The 15,603-nt window shown below is 34.9% G+C and carries 14 protein-coding genes; 3 read left to right on the top strand and 11 right to left on the bottom strand.

Annotation, left to right across the window (positions count from 1 at the left end; genetic code table 11):
- Positions 1 to 18: 18 nt before the first annotated feature.
- From pucD to ACTQ5K_RS22015, 4 genes are read right to left on the bottom strand one after another with little or no spacing between them, the layout of a single operon-like run.
- Positions 19 to 2,289, bottom strand: a complete 2,271-nt coding sequence (gene pucD, locus ACTQ5K_RS22030; RefSeq protein WP_235251586.1) for a xanthine dehydrogenase subunit D — start codon at positions 2,287 to 2,289, stop codon at positions 19 to 21.
- A gap of 4 nt (positions 2,290 to 2,293) precedes the next feature.
- Entirely contained in the window at positions 2,294 to 3,163 is an 870-nt protein-coding gene (locus ACTQ5K_RS22025) for an FAD binding domain-containing protein (RefSeq protein ID WP_441994294.1), read from the bottom strand.
- Positions 3,117 to 3,776, bottom strand: a complete 660-nt coding sequence (locus tag ACTQ5K_RS22020; RefSeq protein ID WP_065429054.1) for an NTP transferase domain-containing protein — start codon at positions 3,774 to 3,776, stop codon at positions 3,117 to 3,119. The genes ACTQ5K_RS22025 and ACTQ5K_RS22020 overlap by 47 nt, the downstream gene beginning before the upstream one ends.
- Entirely contained in the window at positions 3,773 to 4,765 is a 993-nt protein-coding gene (locus tag ACTQ5K_RS22015) for an XdhC family protein (RefSeq protein ID WP_031536545.1), read from the bottom strand. The genes ACTQ5K_RS22020 and ACTQ5K_RS22015 overlap by 4 nt, the downstream gene beginning before the upstream one ends.
- Positions 4,766 to 5,096: 331 nt before the next feature.
- Here ACTQ5K_RS22015 and ACTQ5K_RS22010 point away from each other — a divergent pair, with 331 nt between their 5' ends.
- Both ACTQ5K_RS22010 and ACTQ5K_RS22005 read left to right on the top strand, forming a co-directional pair.
- Positions 5,097 to 5,333: a helix-turn-helix transcriptional regulator gene (locus ACTQ5K_RS22010; protein WP_031536547.1), complete on the top strand. Its 237-nt coding sequence runs from the start codon at positions 5,097 to 5,099 to the stop codon at positions 5,331 to 5,333.
- A gap of 152 nt (positions 5,334 to 5,485) precedes the next feature.
- Complete coding sequence (locus tag ACTQ5K_RS22005) at positions 5,486 to 6,229, top strand: hypothetical protein (RefSeq protein ID WP_031536548.1); 744 nt, start codon at positions 5,486 to 5,488, stop codon at positions 6,227 to 6,229.
- A gap of 280 nt (positions 6,230 to 6,509) precedes the next feature.
- Here the strand turns inward: ACTQ5K_RS22005 and ACTQ5K_RS22000 are convergent, their stop codons facing one another.
- The 3 genes from ACTQ5K_RS22000 to ACTQ5K_RS21990 form a co-directional block, all read right to left on the bottom strand.
- Complete coding sequence (locus ACTQ5K_RS22000; protein WP_349204559.1) at positions 6,510 to 7,274, bottom strand: 3D domain-containing protein; 765 nt, start codon at positions 7,272 to 7,274, stop codon at positions 6,510 to 6,512.
- Positions 7,275 to 7,649: 375 nt separating this feature from the next.
- Positions 7,650 to 9,782, bottom strand: coding sequence for a PAS domain S-box protein (locus ACTQ5K_RS21995; protein WP_231512527.1), 2,133 nt, complete (start codon positions 9,780 to 9,782; stop codon positions 7,650 to 7,652).
- Between the two features lie 345 nt (positions 9,783 to 10,127).
- The gene (locus ACTQ5K_RS21990; RefSeq protein ID WP_031536551.1) at positions 10,128 to 10,313 is read right to left on the bottom strand and encodes a cold-inducible protein YdjO-related protein; all 186 of its coding nucleotides are present in this window, start codon (positions 10,311 to 10,313) and stop codon (positions 10,128 to 10,130) included.
- A gap of 333 nt (positions 10,314 to 10,646) precedes the next feature.
- Here ACTQ5K_RS21990 and ACTQ5K_RS21985 point away from each other — a divergent pair, with 333 nt between their 5' ends.
- Complete coding sequence (locus tag ACTQ5K_RS21985) at positions 10,647 to 11,825, top strand: alanyl-tRNA editing protein (protein ID WP_048717118.1); 1,179 nt, start codon at positions 10,647 to 10,649, stop codon at positions 11,823 to 11,825.
- Positions 11,826 to 11,873: 48 nt separating this feature from the next.
- Here ACTQ5K_RS21985 and recQ read toward each other — a convergent pair whose 3' ends face one another.
- From recQ to ACTQ5K_RS21965, 4 genes are all read right to left on the bottom strand, one after another.
- The gene (gene recQ, locus ACTQ5K_RS21980; protein WP_235251596.1) at positions 11,874 to 14,027 is read right to left on the bottom strand and encodes a DNA helicase RecQ; all 2,154 of its coding nucleotides are present in this window, start codon (positions 14,025 to 14,027) and stop codon (positions 11,874 to 11,876) included.
- 246 nt (positions 14,028 to 14,273) lie between these two features.
- Positions 14,274 to 14,375, bottom strand: coding sequence for a YjcZ family sporulation protein (locus tag ACTQ5K_RS21975; RefSeq protein ID WP_192840926.1), 102 nt, complete (start codon positions 14,373 to 14,375; stop codon positions 14,274 to 14,276).
- A gap of 88 nt (positions 14,376 to 14,463) precedes the next feature.
- Positions 14,464 to 14,571 (bottom strand): YjcZ family sporulation protein, encoded by a 108-nt coding sequence (locus ACTQ5K_RS21970; RefSeq protein ID WP_081836584.1) that lies wholly within the window; start codon positions 14,569 to 14,571, stop codon positions 14,464 to 14,466.
- 479 nt (positions 14,572 to 15,050) lie between these two features.
- On the bottom strand, positions 15,051 to 15,335 hold the full coding sequence (locus tag ACTQ5K_RS21965) for a hypothetical protein (RefSeq protein ID WP_031536554.1): 285 nt from the start codon (positions 15,333 to 15,335) through the stop codon (positions 15,051 to 15,053).
- Between the last annotated feature and the right edge of the window lie 268 nt (positions 15,336 to 15,603).

The following is a 15,603-nucleotide window of genomic DNA, read 5'->3' as shown; positions in this document are numbered from 1 at the left end:
TACACTCCTCCTATTTCGTTAATATTCTATGTTAATCTCTTTCAAAATCATCTCTGATTGAACCGGCAGCTTATTCAGCCAAATTCCAGTAGCATCATGAATCGCGGAAACAATCGCTGGCGCAACTGCAACAGTACCAATTTCTCCTACTCCTCTTGGTCCATATATATCACCACTAACTAAGTCTTCCATTGCAAAAACATTGGTTTCTTTTGGAATATCTAATATAGTCGGAATCAAATAAGTATCAAGGTTTTCTGTCATATAGCGGCCATTTTCCATAACAGCGTCTTCCATAAGCGTAAAGCCTAATCCCATATTAGCACCGCCTTCAATCTGGCCTAAATAGCCCATCGGATTTACAACCGGGCCTGCTGAAATGACATGGTCCATTTTTACTACCTTTACTCTCCCTGTTAAAACTTCTACCTCAACTTCTACTGCTACACCTGCAAATGTATATAAAAAATGTCCTCCATCAATGGAATGGGGAGTAGTTGGAAAATGATAGCTAGTAGTAACAGATGGAAGCTCTTCAAGAGATGTTGCCAATTCTTTATAGGTCAATAACAGCTGGGCTTCCTTATTTTCTTCACTCAGCCAAATTCCTCTTTTGCCAAGGCTAAGATTCTTAATCGGTGCATTCGTTTGTTTTCCAGCAGCAGTAAGTATTTTTTCTATAAAAGGAGTTTTTAATTTATTTACACCTAGCCATACCATATTTGTCGCTCTAGATGCTGTCGATGATCCGGAATGAGGCACTTTTGCGGTATCTCCAATGATTATTTCTACATCATTTGTGTCACAGTTAAATGTTTCAGTCATGATCATATCAATTGTTGGAATTAATCCTTGCCCACATTCCTCAAAACCAAAGGAAACCTCTAATCTCCCCTCTTTATTTAGGGATATGCGAGCACCAGATGGGTCTGGTCTACCATAACCAAGTCCTCCCCCGTGCATTGTGATGCTATATCCCGTCCCTTTAAGCTTCCAGTCACTCAAAGATTGCCATTCTTCATTCTTTTGAAGAATGGGTGATTTGATGATTTCTGTAAGAACTGCATGTGCTCCGTCAGTAGGAACTATCGGCTGTTCAACAGGTCCAGGATCATCTGTTTGCCGCAAGTTTTTTATGCGCAATTCTGTTGAGGATATTCCGATTTTTTCTGCTAAGCGCTCTATCTGTGTTTCTAGGGCAAAGGTGATTTGATTTCCGCCAAATCCTCTAAATTCACCTGCCACACCGTTATTTGTATAAACAGAATAACCCTTTACATCTATATTCTCGATACGGTAGGGGCCAGCACTATGCTCTACAGCAAAATCAAGTACAGCAGGACCTAATGTAGCATAAGCACCTGTGTCCGCAATGATTTTCACCTGATGTGCAAGTAGTTTTCCTGCTTTATCCGTTCCTGTTTTCATCTGAATTTTCATTGGATGCCTTTTTAAGCCAGCTTTTATAGAAACTCTTCTAGATTGATGAATCTTTACTGGTCGCTTCGTTTTTAAGGATAAGATACTAATATACGGCTGAATGTTCAGTTCATCCTTGCCTCCAAATGACCCTCCAATCGGACTTGAAATGATGCGGATTTTTTCAGGTTCCATCCCTAGAATTCTAGAAAGCTGTAATTGATCTTTAAAACCATGCTGCGTTGGAGCATATACAGTTATTCCGCCATCGTCATCTGGAACTGCTACCCCTCCTTCTGTTTCCATATATGCATGCATTTGCCTTGGTGTATGATATGTTTCTTCTATAAGGAATTCACACTCATTAAATATGTCCTCTATTGTCGTTTCTCCCTTTCTAAAAGCAGCCTTGTGAAGGAGATTACCATCTTTATGTAACTTTATAGAAGATTCCGTCAAAGCAATTTCTGGATCTGTAACAGGTTGTAACGGACTATACTTAACTTTAATTAAGGAGATTGCCTTTTCTGCAATTTCTTTTGTTTCGGCGGCCACTGCTGCAATAGCATCACCCACATACCTCACTCTGTCCTCACATAAGACTGGTTGATCTTGTATGACAATTCCGAAGCCATTTAAGCCTGGGACATCCTTATGTGTAATTACAGCTGCAACACCAGGAAGTAATTCAGCTTCTCCTGTATCAATCGATACAATTTTCGCATGTGGATGTTCACTTCTTAGCACTGTCCCATATAGCATTTGCGGAAAACTCATATCTGTTAGATACTTAAGTTCCCCAGTTACTTTAGGTGCACCATCTCGGCGAATTTTCCATCTTGCGCCTGCGCTAGTTATATCAAGAACCATAAAATTACTCCTTTCTTTGCTTTTTAACAAAATCTTTTATAGTTGCAAGAAATAGGTTTGCTGCAACTTTTTTACGATAGTCTGCTGTTACAAAGGGATCGGTATAGGATGAAAAATCATCTTGAATCTTTTTATATAAACATGACCAATCAATCTCTTTCATTCCTTTATTAAGCTCTTCTTCTGCTAAAGTAAGTCGACAAGGGAGATGTGCGCCTCCGCCTATTGATAGCTTTGCTGCTTTAATGTTGGATTCTTCATACTCTAGATATCCTGCAACAGAAATAATAGCTGCAGTAAAGGTTTCTCGTCTGCCAATTTTTTTAAAGAAGGAGTAATTTTGTGCATTAATGATTGGAATAAAAATATTTGTTAATAATTCAGATGATGGAGGAGTTGGTTTTGCGAGCCATTTTCTTAAAGAAATCATCTTTTCCTGTTCGCCATTGTAAAAGGATAATTGTGCCTCTAAAACCAATAAAACCGGTATCGTATCACCAATTTTGCTACAAATATTGCCACCGATTGTTCCTCTGTTACGCACTGCAGGAGCGGCTATCTTTTCACAAGCTTCTGCAAGAATAGAAGCATTTTTTCGAACAAATGAGTTATTCAAGCAGTCAGAGATGGTCATAGCTGCACCAATTCTCATGTATAACTGTCCATCCAAACGGACTTCTTCTATTCCTTTTAATTCTGGCAATTTCTCTGTGCTTATTAGATGTTTTGGTTTTTCTACACCAGCTTCCCAATTAATTTGGAGAATAGTTCCACCAGAAATAATCGTATTATGTTGGACAATTAAATTCTGAATGTCAGATAAATTGTTAGGTATCTCGACTGAAGTTGGATACGTTTCGGCAGATATTTTCATCTTGTTCCCTCCTTGCTAGCGCTTTTTCATAATCGCTTTTTGTATCTATATCGATAAAATATATTTCTTCTGAAAATTCAATCTTTTTCCCTTGCAGTGCTCCATTGTTTAATAGTTTTCTAGCTCCCCAATCTCCTTTTAATGGTTTTATATTTTCATATACATTTGGATGGAATAAAATTGGAGGCATTATTACTCCATTATACATGCTTGCCACATATTCTTCTGGTGGTTTTAAATTGATTTTTACTAGTTTGCTTAACATATTTGCTGTCACAAACGGCTGATCTGCTAAGCATACAAGGATTTTATCAGACTTTCTTTCTACTGCAGCCGCAAATCCAGCCTTTAAAGAATAAGATTGCCCTAGATCAGCCTCTTTGCACCTAATAATTTCCCCTTTTTTTCCGAATAGTTGATTTTTATTTTCTAGTGATATCCAATCTAAAGTGTCATCTGGTTGAACAATGACTAAGGAATAATCAATAAAAGAAGCGGCTAATAATTCGGATAAAGCTGCATTACCAATCGTATTCTGCCCGAGGGTTAGCGATAATTTATGTTCTCCCATCCTACTGCTCTTCCCAGCAGCCAAATAGATCGCTGTAATCATTGCTTAACCATTGCTTCAGACTTTTTCGTATTTTTCAGCTGAATTAATTCCGCTACAATACTAATCGCAATTTCTTCCGGACTTTCTGAATGTATAGCCAAACCAACTGGATAACGAATCCAGTCTTTATCCTTTTTTCCAGCTAATAATCTTTCCGACCTTTTTTTGGATCCAAGGAGGCCTAAGTACTTTGTCTTTCTAGCTTGGAAGTAATCGACTATTTCTTGATCCTTCATAAAGCTATGCGTCATTGTAAGAACATAATCATTTTCTGTGGGGTTTATTGCTTCCATTACTTCCGTTGGCGAGCCAATAATATATTCTTTGGCATATGGAATATTCTCTTTCTTACAATAGCTTTGTCGCCAATCTGCTAAAATGACATAAAATCCTGCTTTACTAGCAAAATGCACAACGGGCTTTGCATCTGGTCCCGCTCCATATAGGATTAATTTGGGCTGAGGCTCGAATGATTGAGTGAATGAAATCATGTCACTAGGAGAGCATATGAATTCTGAGATAAAGGATGTTCCATTTGGATACTCCTTTTTTGCTTCAACACTTATCTTATTTTCCATCTGTTTATTTAATTGATTAAATTTTTTAATAAGTTCTACATTTTCGCCATTATTTAAATGGTGCTGTATTTTTTGAAAAATTTGTCTTGTTTCCATAGTAACCGGCTCTACCATAATATAAATTTTCCCATCACAGCCGACACCTTGCCCCCAAGATAAATCATCTTCAGAGCGTAAATCGTATTCCATCAGAAATGGTTCAGCATATTTTTGCATGTCAATCCTAGCAAGTAAATCCTCCTCAACACATCCACCGCTAAGCAAGCCTTTCTCCATACCTTTATCCGAAATAAACATCATTGTGCCTTCTTTACGATAGGCTGAACCTTCTACCTTAACGATTGTAGCCAAATACCCTTGATTCTTCTTATTACTGACAGAATCAATAACAGAATAATGATCGGAAGACATCGACATTCCTCCAATAGTAAGTTTTTTAATATCTCGGTGTTACTTTTTATCACATATCATGTTATTACATCATATTAATTGCTATATTTTTATATGTCATTGGATTAATTATATAATAAAAACAAATAAATTTAGTCGATTTAAACAAATTTTCTAAATTATTCGTTATTTGTATATTTTTATCCGTCCTTTTTCATAAACAATCTATTTTACTAGCTTAATATATTTACATTTTCTTCATTATCATCTATAATGCACGTATCTTGCATTAATATATTCTTCTTTTCGTCTTTCTTATTTATACTTTTTATTTAATTAAATGAGGTGGACTATGAATAAAGAAATCATTAAATTTATCAGAAAAAATTATGAAATGACCCAAAGAGACTTTGCCCGCGTTTTAAATTGTAGTTTCGCATTAATTGCCTTGGTGGAAGTCGGAAAACGAAGAGTTAGTAAAGATTTAGAAAATAAGATTAGGCAAACGTTTAATATTGACGATCAAGATATCGCCTCCATTACATCAATATTAACGGAAATAAGTAAAGGGCTCCCTCCTTTTATGTAATGATAGTAGAAGAAAATAGAAAGTATTTACAGATCCAAAACGTTTATTCCAAGTAGATGTTTTCTATTTTCTTCTATGTTTAAAACTAATTTTAGTCTGCACCCTTTTTCCTTCATCTAAATAGGATAAAGAAGGATGAAAGGAGGAGTAAAATGCCCATAAATGACCAAATCCCCCCGAACTCAAAGGTCTATCTTCCAAAACTTCCTGCAGAATCTTTAAATAATCAATCACATTTTCAACAAAATTATTTACAAGATTACTTATTAACTCAAAAACTTCAAAATGAATATTTAGCCACTTTAGTAACGAAATTTCAGGAAGAGTCTCTGGAAAAGCAGGAAAAGCATTTTAAGCAAATCAATGCAATTGATTCCAAATTGCAGTTAAATGATTCGGTAACTAAGGACCTATTAACAAAACTTGCTGTATTAGATGAGGATACAGCAAAAATTGAAGAGCAATTAGCTTCCCTTGTAACACTATCCAAAGAACAAAAAGAAATAATAAACGAAGAATCACTTCGCAACACTGCTTTATTTGACCAGTTAACATTTCAGGAACAAGACATTTCCTTAATTGCTAAGAAAATGGATGAATTTAATGATCTTGCTACTGATATGAAAACGAAATTGGATGAAACAGAGTCGAGCTATCATAACATATCGGAAAAGCTGGATATCCAAGAAATCTTTCACAAAACGATTATTGAAAACATCGAAGAAACAAATGGTAATGTAAATAGGCTGAGTCGACAAATAGAACATATGAAGGAAATTCTGTTTGAAAGGGTTCATTTTTTAGCCGAAAAAATTGAAAACAATGTAAAAAGCATTGCACAACCAATCCAACGCTTCTTTCTTCATTCAGAAAAGGATGAAACAATGAATAAATAAATACTATAAAGTTGTGTTTTCGTATTCAGACGACTTAATGAGCGTTTAAGGATGAGGCAAAAAATTGTTAGCTATTGATGGTTGTTTAGCCACCAAATAAATTAATCCTCATTTCATTTGATGGTTTATATTTTTTAAGCACCCACTATCTAGTGATGACTACGGCTAATAACAACTGAAAACAGTCATTAATAAGCTAATTAAAAAGCCAAACAATCACACGAAAGGATGATTGTTTGGCTTTTTTCTTTTGGCTGAATTAGTTATGCCCAGCATATTTTTAGTCAAGAATTTTTACAGATACTTGTTTTCTTCCCCAATTTAATGCTTCAGATGTGGTTGCGACATGGACATCGATTTTATTTCCTTTTATCGCACCGCCAGTATCACCAGCGATTGCTGTACCATACCCTTCAACATATACTTTAGAACCAAGTGGGATTACGTTAGGGTCAACGGATATAACCTTTTTATTGGGATTATCTTTTAAATTTATACCTGTAGCTGTTATACCAGAACAACCATTACAATCTGCTGTATAAGCGGTAGCAGTTACAGTAATTTCTTTTGAGCTTGCATCAGTATTTGTTTTTTCTGTCTTTTCAGCCTTTACCGTATTTACCGTATTCTTTGTCTTTACTGTATTGTTTACAGTTTGGGCAGCTGTTTTTGTTTCACTTTCCTTTGAAACTTTACTTTTTGAAACAATCAATACGTCACCTTTATGTATTGTATCGCTTTTAAGTTTATTCCAGCTCTTAATTTGTTCAACGGTTGTATTATATTTTTGAGAAATCTTCCAAAGATTATCTCCTGCTTTAACTTTATAATTCTTCACTTTTTGAAGTATTAATGTTTCGTTGACTTTGATGAGATCACTTTTTAAGTTATTCCATTTTTTTATATCTGTAACACTAACATTCTTCTTTTGTGAAATGGACCAAAGGGTATCTCCTTTTTCTACTTTGATTTCTTCCGCACCAACAAACGGAGCAGCTGTTGTCAGTAATGATGCACAAGTTACAATAGAAAAAATCTTTTTCATTTTTATACCTCCTCGAAAAAGCTCTAGTTGAGCTAACGGTATAATCTTAACATGAAAAAGCTCAAAAAAAAGAACAGGGAGTTGTTAATTCGATTACTTATATGACAATCAATTAACAATCACAATACGAATCGTCAGAATAATGAATTAATTAACCTCTGTTTGAATATAATATAATTTTTAATATTTTGTCTCTCACGGCTAACTGCCTATTATCGTAGTATGCATTGTCCCCTTCTAGCCACTTTTTCCTTTTTACCCACTGTTTATTTGCTTATTTACCTTGCTATTCTGTCCCAAATAGTTCCGAATGGTTTAACTTACAAAGAGCAGGTGATGGAAGACTATCCCTGCTCATGGATGTTTCGCATAATCTTAGTCTACTGCTGGTAAAGTGATATGGAAGCTTGTCCCTTTTCCTAGTTCGCTTTCTATATATACTTTGCCATTTAAATTTTCAATGATTTTAAAGCTTACCATTAAGCCTAGCCCGTTTCCGTCCTTTTTTGTCGTGAAAAATGGCTCGCCCAATTTCTTTAATTGTTCTTTTGACATACCAATCCCGCTATCTTTAATGACAATGCTAATGCTGTCATTCTCTTTTTTCACGATTATTTCGATGAAACCACCATTTGGCATTGCTTCTACAGCGTTTTTAATAAAATTCAAGAATACTTGCTTTAATTTATTCTCATCACATTCTACGAAAAAATTTGGATTTTCATAGGAGCGATGTAATTGAATTTTATTTTTCCGAAGCTGGTAATCTAAAATGGAAACGACATTATCCATGATTGGGAGTAATGGCTTCTTTTCTAATACAGAAACTGTCGGCTTCGATAAAAGCATAAATTCTTCTACTATTGAGTTTACCCTTTCGATCTCCTCTAAAATAATATCAAAGTATTCCTGTCTATCCTTTGCGGTTTCATCCATGCTTAGAAATTCAGCATACCCTTTAATAGATGTTAGTGGATTTCGAATTTCATGTGCAACGCCAGCAGCTAACTGCCCTACAGCTGCTAATTTATCTTGTCGATGAAGAATATCTTCCGTTCTCTTCTTTTCTGTTATATCATTTCTTATCGCTAAATATTGGTAAGGTTTATTGTTTTTATCTAAATAAGGGACAATGGTAGTATCTACCCAGTAATAAGAACCATCTTTTCTTTTATTTCTAATTTCCCCTTTCCAGATATCCCCTTTCCCAATTGTTTGCCAAACATTTCGGAAAAACTCTTTAGAATGGTACCCTGAATTTACGATACGGTGTGTTTTTCCAATTAGTTCCTCTCTGCTATAGCCAGATATCTCACAGAATTTTGAGTTGACATTTGTAATAATCCCTCGTTTGTCTGTAAATGCAATAATACTCGATTGCTCTAATGCATAAGTAATATCACTCACTTCACGGACAGACTCTTCCAATTGGTGCTGAACCTTTTTTTGCTCTGTTATGTCCCTACGAATGGCAACATATTGATAAGGAGTACCTTCTTTATTTAAAAACGGAACAATCACCGTATCCACCCAGTAATGAGTACCGTCCTTTGCTTTATTAAGCAGTTCTCCTTTCCAGATTTGTCCTTGCTTGATCGTATTCCATAATTCACGGAAGAATTCAGGTGAATGATGACCCGAATTAACCATGCGATGATTTTGACCAAGCAATTCTTCACGACTATATTTCGACACTTCTATAAATTTATCGTTTACATATGTAATAATGCCGTTATTATCAGTAAATGCCACAATCGCCGATTCATCCAGGGCATGCTGCATATCTCGCACATTAATCGCCCCAACATCTGTACGCTCACCAATCAATGTACTTGTTCCAATAAGTCCGCCTAAAACTAGCACAGAGATAAATAATGCAATGTAAATGATAAAACTGCTTTCATAGGAATCCTTTGCAATGGCAACTTCTGGTGCGCTAATATTAGTTAACAGGATAAAATGGCTGATTAAACAAACACCTGTCATTAATAAGCTACATAATGGTCGTATCCACTTTTTTAAGTAAACAGAAAGCTGTACTGGGTAAAAAGAAAGCCAAATGGAGATAAAAAAGCCAACATACAATAAAATAAAACTTACTAATAATTGTGGAAGTTGATAATACACTTTACTGCCAATGGAATAAAAACCAATAATAGAAACCGATAATATAGATAAGCTAAAAAAGAATGCAGATACATAAATTCTTCTTTTCTTTTTCTCCTTATCTAATAACGCATAAAACGCCATCCCGCTAAAACAAATACCGACTACCATCGATAAGATAGTAATAGGAATATTATAGTTGGCAGTGGCATATACGTTCTTAATCATCATGTCAATAAAACTTAATATCCAAAATCCAAACCCAATCGTAAACGTGCTTGCTAAAAATAAAAATCTACTATTTTTCTCCCCATTTTTCACTAGTTGAAATAAGTCAAAGGAAGAATAGCATGCCATATAGACGATTAGGATACTAATAAAAATCAATATGGAGTTATACAACAAAAAATCCTCCTAATCTATACCAAAAAATAATACACCCCTAAAGTAGGATAATAGGCTACTTCAGGATTGCATTCTATTTGATTGTAAATCAAATAAAACAGATAAGAAAGTACTTTTCTACAAATCATTCACAATTTAGTCACAATAATGACTATATGGTATTCTTTTAATATTATACTAGGATTATTGGATGGTCAGATTATTAATAGAGGGAGCAATAATTAGCTTCTATCAAATCTATTTATTATTATCTTTGAATAGAAATATGGGGGTTTAACAAACTGCAATCAGTGGGGCATTACCAGCACTGATTGCAAGTTACAACAATCGATAGTTTAGAGATTAATTACTGATTTGAGGAAGCTCTCTCATTTCCACCGATGTTTGATCTCCGCACAATGGACAAAGAAGATCATCTGTAGCAAAATCCTTTCTCATCCAGCCATTGCATGAATTACATGCATATACTTCCATACTCATCAAGACTTCTTCTGGTTTTTCTTCTGCACCTTTCCGATTAAAAAACATGTGAGTGCCCCCTTTTTTCTTTATTATTGCCACTACTTCCATTATTTATGTATTAATAGATATTTTTGTCGTTTAAACAGCACTAATTGATGCTTTCATTTATTGTATAACATGTTCCGAGCATAACGCTTTGAAACTATTTATCAAAATACGGAATGGAAATGTAATTTTCAAGTGGCAAATATGCTTACTTATTTGCCAAGCTCCCCCATATTCCTTATTCACAAATAAAATATTGCTTTAACTTAACTAGACACAAATTTCTATCAACTCTATTTTTAAAGCTAACAACTATGATAAAATAAGGGAAAACGATGATAAAAGGAGTCGCAGATGTCAGTAAAGTTGTATTATTCCATGCCCTATGAAACAAAATGGTCAACCCAAATAGAAGAAGTAATTGAAACAGAAAATAAATTTTTTGTGATTTTAAAAGAAACTGCTTTTTATCCAGAAGGAGGTGGCCAGCCAGCAGACACTGGTACAATAGATGGCATTGATGTGTTAGATGTTCAGATTAAAAACGAGCAAATTTATCACCTCGTTGAAAGAAAACCAGTAAATACGCATGTAGAATGTGAATTAAATTGGAATAGAAGATTTGACCATATGCAACAGCATACGGCACAGCATCTTTTATCCGCTGTACTAGAAGAACAATACAATATTCCGACAGTTAGCTTTCATTTAGGGAAGGATTATACGACGATTGATGTCGATACACCTGAATTAAATACAGAGCAAATAGATAAGATTGAGCATATTTGTAATACATATATCATGAAAAATCTAGAAATCAAAACATATTTTACTACACATGAAGATGTGAATAAATTCCCTTTAAGAAAGCTTCCAAAAGTAACAGGGGCTATAAGAATCGTTGAAATAGCTAGAATTGATTTTTCTGCCTGTGCTGGGACACATGTACAAAGAACAGGTGAATTAAGCAACTTTAAAATAGTGAAGACAGAAAAACATCGGGGTCAGACGAGAGTGTTCTTCCTAAGTGGATGGAGAGCCATTGATGACTATCAAACTTCCCATTCGATATTAGATGATTTAAGCAACCATTTTAAAACGAATAAGCAGCAACTTCAAGATCGTATCAGTAAGCTAGAATTAGAGAAAAAAGCTGTCAATCGAGAATTAGAAACACTTAAAGCAGAAAATAATGCATTTCATGCAGAACAAATTCTTGCAGAACATAACGAAAAAGTTATCTCCCTTAAGTTTGAAGAGAAAACAATGAAGGACTTATCAACACTAGCTAAATATATATTACAAAAATCTAGTCTTGTCATTCTTTTCAGCTCAGAAATTGACAAAAAACTTCTACTACAGCATAATGGGGAGTTTCCCTTTCATTGCGGGAAGCTTCTTCGGGAAACTATCCAAGAATTCGAAGGCAAAGGTGGCGGAAACGAAATCTTAGCACAAGCTACTTTCCCTTCCGTTCAGCAATTACAAGCCTGTTTAAAAAAATTAAATGTAACCTTATTAAACACCTTATAAATAAAAAAGTCGATGACAATTAGTGAATTTGTCATCGACTTTTTTCAATTAATGTAAAATCTGTTGCTTGCGACTTTCAAGCATGATGGCCACTTTAATCATAAAATAGCTAATCTCTTCTGGTAGTTCTTCTTTAATCGGTTTTAGTTTTTCCGTCCCAACTTTCCGCATAACATCAACAATCTTCATTTGATCTTCTGGCTTAAGAAAATGAGTCCAATCAACCTCCAACTCTTCTTCCCCACATCGAAGTAAATGATTTTCTACTGTTTGCATATTTAAATCTCTTTCTTTTGCAATTTCCTTTAATGATAATCCACTATTCCATAATTCTAGCGTTACTAAGTGGGAATTTCCCACGCTTTTTTTGGTTTGTTTTTCCCTTTTTCCTAACAATGATTGATCGCTTTTTACTGCAGTAGTAAAATCAGGATGATCGTTTTTAAACTTTTTGATATGTTCTATCATCATATCTCCATATTTTTGCAGTTTATGATCGCCAATTCCTTTTATTTCACTAAACTCCTCCTGTGTTACAGGCATTGTCATTGATATATTCCTTAACGTTTGGTCAGAAAAAACAACAAAAGGAGGAACGTTTTCTGCTTCAGCAAGCTGTTTTCTTATACCTCTAAGATACTCAAACAATGCGTTATTTTCAGATACTTTCACTGTGACGACTTGTTCTTTTCTTTCGACTGTTAATCTACCTAAAAGTACCTCTTTTCCCTTTTTGGAAACCTTTAATATTGGCATTGCACCTGAACTTACATCAATATATTGTTCAGAAATTAAGAATTCAATAAAATCACTGATTTCCTTTGCGGATTGTTCCTTCATCAGTCCGTACGTTTTTATACGATCTAAATGAAAATCCATTAATTTCTTATTTTTAGAACCAGTCAATACTTGGGCAATCATTGTCTTTCCAAATCGCTCTCCCATTCTAATCATGCAAGACAGCACCTTTTGGGTATCGACTGTTACGTCAATAACATTTCGTTCATCCGTACAGTTAGAACATTGCCCACACTTTTCCGTATGCTCTTCCCCAAAATAATGTAAAATATATTCTTGCAAGCAATCTTCGGTATGACAAAAATTAATTATAGATTGTAGTTTATCGATGTCTTGCTTTTGTTTATCCGCATCATGTATCGTTTGATCAATCAAGAATCTTTGGATGCGAATATCTTGTGCAGAATATAATAATATGCACTTACTCGGCAATCCGTCACGCCCCGCTCTTCCTGCCTCTTGATAATATCCCTCCATGTTTTTGGGAAGCTGATAATGAATAACATATCTTATATTACTTTTATCAATGCCCATCCCAAAGGCATTTGTCGCAATCATAATCGATACATCATCTTTTATAAATGCTTGCTGCTCCGTTTCCCTTTGTAAATCACTCATCCCTCCATGATATTTCGAAACAGAATATCCCTTTTTCAATAAACGGTCATAGAGCTTTTCTACCTCTTGTCTTGTTGAAGCATAGATAATGCCAGACTCCTCTCTATTTTTCTTTAGGAAGGATTCAAGAAATTTCCCTTTGTCTTGGCCTTTTATAATCGAAAAGGACAAGTTATCACGGGCAAAGCCTGTCTTAACAGTATTTTCCCATGGTATATTTAATAATTGGCATATATCTTCATGAACTTTAGGAGTTGCTGTAGCTGTTAGCGCTGCTACAAGTGGCATTTCAGATAATTTATTGATCATGTGTCCAATTTTTGCATAGCTTGGTCGAAAATCATGGCCCCATTGTGAAATACAGTGCGCTTCATCCACTGCAATAAATGAAATGGTAACTTCTTTTAATATATCCATAAAATAATCTGCTTCTAGTCGTTCTGGTGCAATATATAGTAATTTATAATGTCCATTTTTTATATTATAAACTCTTTCCTGCACTTCTTCATTATGTAACGTACTATTGATGAAAGTAGCGGGAATACCAACTTCCGTTAGTGCATCTACCTGATCTTTCATTAAAGAAATCAATGGCGATATAACAACCGTTAATCCTGGGAAAAGCATTGCAGGTATTTGATAACAAATGGATTTACCTCCACCAGTTGGCATTATCCCTACAACGTTCTCCTTATTTAATAAAAGCTGAATAATTTCATCCTGTCCTTTTCTAAAATCATCATATCCAAAGTATTCTTTTAGAATACTACGGGCTTTATTCATCATCATATAAAACTCCCCACTTTTTCCGAACATTTCTTTAAAACATTGTATCATTAATCGAACTATTTTTGAATGAATCAATTGGGATTATGGGCTTGTCCAGCATTACTTACAAAGACATGTATCTTTATAAATTGGAGGTTTTTTGTTAATAGGCAGCCTGAGAGTATCTTACATGCTCAAACTCAGACTGCCATGTATCCAATTATTTTGCTTCTAAAATCTTAAGAAAGCTACTATTTTCCTTTCTTATAGCCAAGCTGCTCCAACGATGATTAATAGAATGAATAAGACAACGATTAATACAAATCCATTACCAAAACCACCACAAGATGCTACTGGAGCTGCCATAGGTGCAGCATACCCACATCCACAAGAATTATAATCATAACCACCAAAACCGTAACTCATTTATAAAACACTCCTTTTTCTATCTTTCTTAGTATCCAAAACCAACGTAACTAGAACCTACAATTATTAATAAAATGAATAGCACTACTAGTAGAGCAAATCCTCCACCAAAACCAGCTACTGGGCCACCACTCATTTATTCCACCTCCCTCATACACATAAGCATCATATGAGTCTAGAGATTGTCCTGTTTGGGCGCTAGCAAAAAAAATATAATATACTTGTTTATTATGTAGGAAGAGGCTGGGACAAAACTAAATAACCAATCTTTAAAGACGAACAATCTCTAATTTAGCCCTTAAATAAAGCTACTTCTCATGATGGTTATCTAAGTTTTTAAATATAGTTAAGTGTAAAAACTAAGTCGTTCCATTGCGCTACAGACGCTCGCTTTCCGCGGGGAGGAAGCTAAGCCTCCTCGCATGCGCTGCGGGTTCTCAGCCTTTCCTCTATTTCCCGCAGGAGTCGAGCGTCCTCCGCTCCATTTCACTTCGTTTTTAAACTTTTTTCAAACTGAAAAACACGAACTTTTATGTATATTAACTATACAAAAGTTCGTGTTTATTATTAGTTGAAATGCTTTTGTCACAGCCTCTTTCTGCTTGTTTAATTTGATTAAAAGAAAGGAATAAAAGCCAGTGCAGCGATTAATCCTAAAGAAACTCCTACAGCTGCTGCTCCCCAGCCCCAGCCCCAACCCCAGCCAGGTCTATAACCACGTCTATACCCATATCCAAATCCACCATAATTTCTTCTGTTTCCTCCAATTGGTCTAATATAGACTTTATTTGGTGTAACTCTTTCAATTACTCCAGTATGAATCTCTCCACTATGAGTACGGATACGAACACATCTTCCTACACCTCTAGAACATTGATGATAAAAATTATTACCAGACATCTATCACACCTCCAACGTTAATCTCTAATATCCTATGTACAAGTCTAAAAAAAGTATGGACAACTATCTTGTAGAAGGTGCGGATATTTCAGCAAAATCTTTAATAAACATATTAAATGAAAATATTCTACTTATTAATTGCATATTTGTTACTAAAAAGAGAGTATAAAATATTTTGTGTAAATGAAAATTTCCATGTAAAAAGGAAGACCTTCTCTTGGTAGAATTAAGTCACCACAACCAATCCTAGAAAAGAGGTCTTCCCTAT

Source organism: Niallia sp. Sow4_A1, from assembly GCF_052116745.1.
In the GTDB taxonomy this organism is placed as follows: Bacteria; Bacillota; Bacilli; order Bacillales; family Cytobacillaceae; genus Niallia; species Niallia hominis.
This window is presented reverse-complemented; position numbering and strand designations above follow the sequence as displayed.

Coding starts and splice junctions, on each gene's coding strand:
- ACTQ5K_RS21965 (WP_031536554.1), bottom strand. CDS start 15,335: ATGTCTGGTAATAATTTTTATCATCAATGTTCTAGAGGTGTAGGAAGA.
- ACTQ5K_RS21975 (WP_192840926.1), bottom strand. CDS start 14,375: ATGGCAGCTCCAGTAGCATCTTGTGGTGGTTTTGGTAATGGATTTGTA.
- recQ (WP_235251596.1), bottom strand. CDS start 14,027: ATGATGAATAAAGCCCGTAGTATTCTAAAAGAATACTTTGGATATGAT.
- pucD (WP_235251586.1), bottom strand. CDS start 2,289: ATGGTTCTTGATATAACTAGCGCAGGCGCAAGATGGAAAATTCGCCGA.
- ACTQ5K_RS21970 (WP_081836584.1), bottom strand. CDS start 14,571: ATGAGTGGTGGCCCAGTAGCTGGTTTTGGTGGAGGATTTGCTCTACTA.
- ACTQ5K_RS22020 (WP_065429054.1), bottom strand. CDS start 3,776: ATGATTACAGCGATCTATTTGGCTGCTGGGAAGAGCAGTAGGATGGGA.
- ACTQ5K_RS22010 (WP_031536547.1), top strand. CDS start 5,097: ATGAATAAAGAAATCATTAAATTTATCAGAAAAAATTATGAAATGACC.
- ACTQ5K_RS21985 (WP_048717118.1), top strand. CDS start 10,647: ATGTCAGTAAAGTTGTATTATTCCATGCCCTATGAAACAAAATGGTCA.
- ACTQ5K_RS22005 (WP_031536548.1), top strand. CDS start 5,486: ATGCCCATAAATGACCAAATCCCCCCGAACTCAAAGGTCTATCTTCCA.
- ACTQ5K_RS22025 (WP_441994294.1), bottom strand. CDS start 3,163: ATGAAAATATCTGCCGAAACGTATCCAACTTCAGTCGAGATACCTAAC.
- ACTQ5K_RS21990 (WP_031536551.1), bottom strand. CDS start 10,313: ATGTTTTTTAATCGGAAAGGTGCAGAAGAAAAACCAGAAGAAGTCTTG.
- ACTQ5K_RS22000 (WP_349204559.1), bottom strand. CDS start 7,274: ATGAAAAAGATTTTTTCTATTGTAACTTGTGCATCATTACTGACAACA.
- ACTQ5K_RS22015 (WP_031536545.1), bottom strand. CDS start 4,765: ATGTCTTCCGATCATTATTCTGTTATTGATTCTGTCAGTAATAAGAAG.